The organism is Synechococcus sp. R3-13, assembly GCF_047462195.1.
Lineage (GTDB): Bacteria > Cyanobacteriota > Cyanobacteriia > Thermostichales > Thermostichaceae > Thermostichus.
Genome location: NZ_JANSIO010000389.1, coordinates 1 through 2696, shown reverse-complemented (window position 1 = coordinate 2696; position 2696 = coordinate 1). Strand labels below are relative to the sequence as shown.

Genomic DNA, 2696 nt, shown 5'->3' with positions numbered 1-2696 from the left:
GCGCACGGTGGCCAGCTCAATTCTTTCCCGCACCAAATCGAACACCTTCAGCCCTTCCCCCTCGCGGCGAATGGTCAGCCGCACCCGCGTACCCGGCTCGCCCCGAATGAGGTTGACTGCAGCGTTGGTGTCCATGCCTTCGGTGGACTTGTCGTCGATGCGCACGATCACGTCTTTGGATTTGATCCCGGCCCGGTCGGCAGGAGACCCTTCAATGGGGGAGATCACCACCAGCTCGTTTGTCTCCTGATCCATGCCCAGCGTGATCCCCACCCCGGTCAGCTCACCGGATGTATCGATTTGCATGCTGGCAAACTGATCCGGATCCAGAAATCGGGTGTAGGGATCGTTCAGTTTCTTCAGGGCTTCCCGGATGGCCGCGTAGGCATCTTCTCGGGTGGCATACTCTCGGCTGAGCAGATCCCGCCGCACCGCTTCCCAATCCAGGGAATTAAAAGACGGATCCACATATTCCCGATTGACAATTTGCCAAACCTCGTCCACCACCTCTTTGGGATCCCGGCGAAACCCCGCCCAACCCGGCATAGATAGCTGCACGCCGACCAGCGACACCGCTGTCATCACCGCAGCCGTTGCACTAACCACAAACCCACGCTTTCTCATTGGCTCTCCTGGAAGGCGCTAAATCGAGGTTGACGAGGTGGATCTCTAATCGTCAGGGAACTGGGTTTCGAGCAAGGGTTTTCCCCTATCCAAACTTCAGCTTAGAAGCATCGAGAGCAAGGAAAGGCTCCCCTGCTGCAGCAAGTGGGATCCAGACTTTGGTAGGCTACAGATACCCCCAAGCGACTGTGCCCAACCTAGCATAGGGATCCCTTCTGGGGGTGCTCCTGGGATCACAGTTCAACACAACTTATCCTCACAGCTCTTCTTCATATCAATGGGCACCTTTGCCCCTGTTTGACTCTATGTCCCTCGCCACCGATTGCCCCAGCTCGCTTGCCTCTGCTTCAGACCGCCCGCTGCTGTCCCAAGTGCAGTTGGCCCGCGCTGCTGCCCAACACACGGCCACCTTGCCCACGGCTATTAAGAATGCCGCTCTAGAGGCCATGGCCACTGCCTTGTTGGAGCACCAAGAGTCTATCTTGGCCGCCAACCGGGCGGATTTGGAGCGGGCGGCGGAGATGGTGAAAGCCGGGGAGTTGTCGGCATCTGCCTATGCTCGCCTGAAGCTGGACGCCCACAAACTGGCCGACATGGTGGCCGGAGTGCGGCAGGTGATCCGGCTGGGGGATCCGGTGGGCCGAGCTTTGCTGATCCGGGAACTGGACGAGGGGCTAATTTTGGAACGGCGCACCTACCCTTTGGGGGTGCTGGGGGTGATCTTCGAGTCGCGGCCCGATGCTCTGGTGCAAATTGCTGCCCTGGCGGTGAAAACCGGCAATAGCGTCTTGCTCAAGGGGGGATCCGAAGCTTTGCTCTCCTGTCAAGCCTTGATGGCGGCCATTCAGGCGGGCCTGCAGCAGATCCCAGAGTTTCCCCAGGGATCCCTGCAGTTGCTCACCAGCCGCGCCGAGGTCAAGGCCCTACTGCAACTGGAGGGGCTAGTGGATCTCATCATTCCCCGCGGCTCCAGCAGCTTTGTCCGCTACATCCTGGAGAATACCCGCATCCCGGTATTGGGCCATGCCGATGGCCTGTGTCACCTGTACGTGGATCGGGCAGCGGATGTGGACATGGCGATCAAGCTGACGGTGGACAGCAAAACCCAGTACCCCGCCGCCTGCAATGCCATCGAGACCCTGCTGGTTCACGAGGCCATAGCCCCCCACTTTTTGCCTCTGGCGGTCAAGGCCCTGCGGGAGAAGGGGGTGGAATTGCGGGGGGATCCCCTCTGCCGCGAGCTGGTGCCCGATCTGATCCCGGCCAGCGAAGCCGACTGGAGCACCGAGTATGCCGATTTGATCCTCTCTATTAAAGTGGTGGGCTCCCTTGACGAGGCCATTGCCCACATCCAGCAGTACGGATCCCGCCATACCGAAGCGATTGTAACCGAGGATGCCGCTGCTGCCCGGCGATTTTTGGATGAAGTAGATGCAGCGGGGGTCTTTCACAACGCTTCCACCCGCTTTGCCGACGGGTTTCGCTACGGCTTTGGGGCAGAAGTGGGCATCAGCACCCAAAAACTGCCGCCGCGCGGCCCGGTGGGCTTAGAAGGCTTGGTGACTTACCGCTACCAACTGCGAGGGCAAGGACATCTTGTAGCCGACTACACAGGCCCCCAGGCGCGACCTTTTCAACATCGGGATCGCCTGAACAACACCGGCTTAGCTTAGCTGCAAAAGCCGGCTGTACAAACCGGCTGTACAAAGCAGTCGTTCACAAAAACCGTTCTCCTCGTCTTCGCGGCTCCAGGTTGAGGTAAATTAAAAAATAGCTTCGTGATTGCGAAGGGTTGCGCTTTGCGGCGCGCTATGGTGTGACGATGGACTACCGGGTTCCGGGTTTGATGTTATGGGCTTGAGCGCCCTAGATGTAGCACTTTGCATTTTGGCCTTTTGTTATTTCGATTAGGAGCTTCGCTGGATCATGCCTGTGCGTCTGTATGTTGGAAATCTGCCGGAAGAGGTGGATCGTCAGGCACTGGAGAAGCTCTTTCGCTCTGCCGGTGAGGTCATTTCCACCAAGGTGATCCGGGATCGGAAAACAGGCAAATGCCGCGGCTTCGGCTTTGT

3 protein-coding genes are annotated in these 2696 nt (G+C 58.7%); 2 read left to right on the top strand and 1 reads right to left on the bottom strand.

From position 1 onward, the window contains the following. The coding region (locus tag NW856_RS11590; RefSeq protein ID WP_414400399.1) for a PDZ domain-containing protein at positions 1–624 on the bottom strand (624 nt) is incomplete at its 3' end. Positions 625–929: 305 nt separating this feature from the next. Between NW856_RS11590 and NW856_RS11585 the strand changes: the two genes are divergently transcribed. Beyond that, complete coding sequence (locus NW856_RS11585) at positions 930–2297, top strand: glutamate-5-semialdehyde dehydrogenase (protein WP_414400397.1); 1368 nt, start codon at positions 930–932, stop codon at positions 2295–2297. A 253-nt stretch (positions 2298–2550) separates the two neighbouring features. Continuing rightward, the coding region (locus NW856_RS11580; RefSeq protein ID WP_414400401.1) for an RNA recognition motif domain-containing protein at positions 2551–2696 on the top strand (146 nt) is incomplete at its 3' end.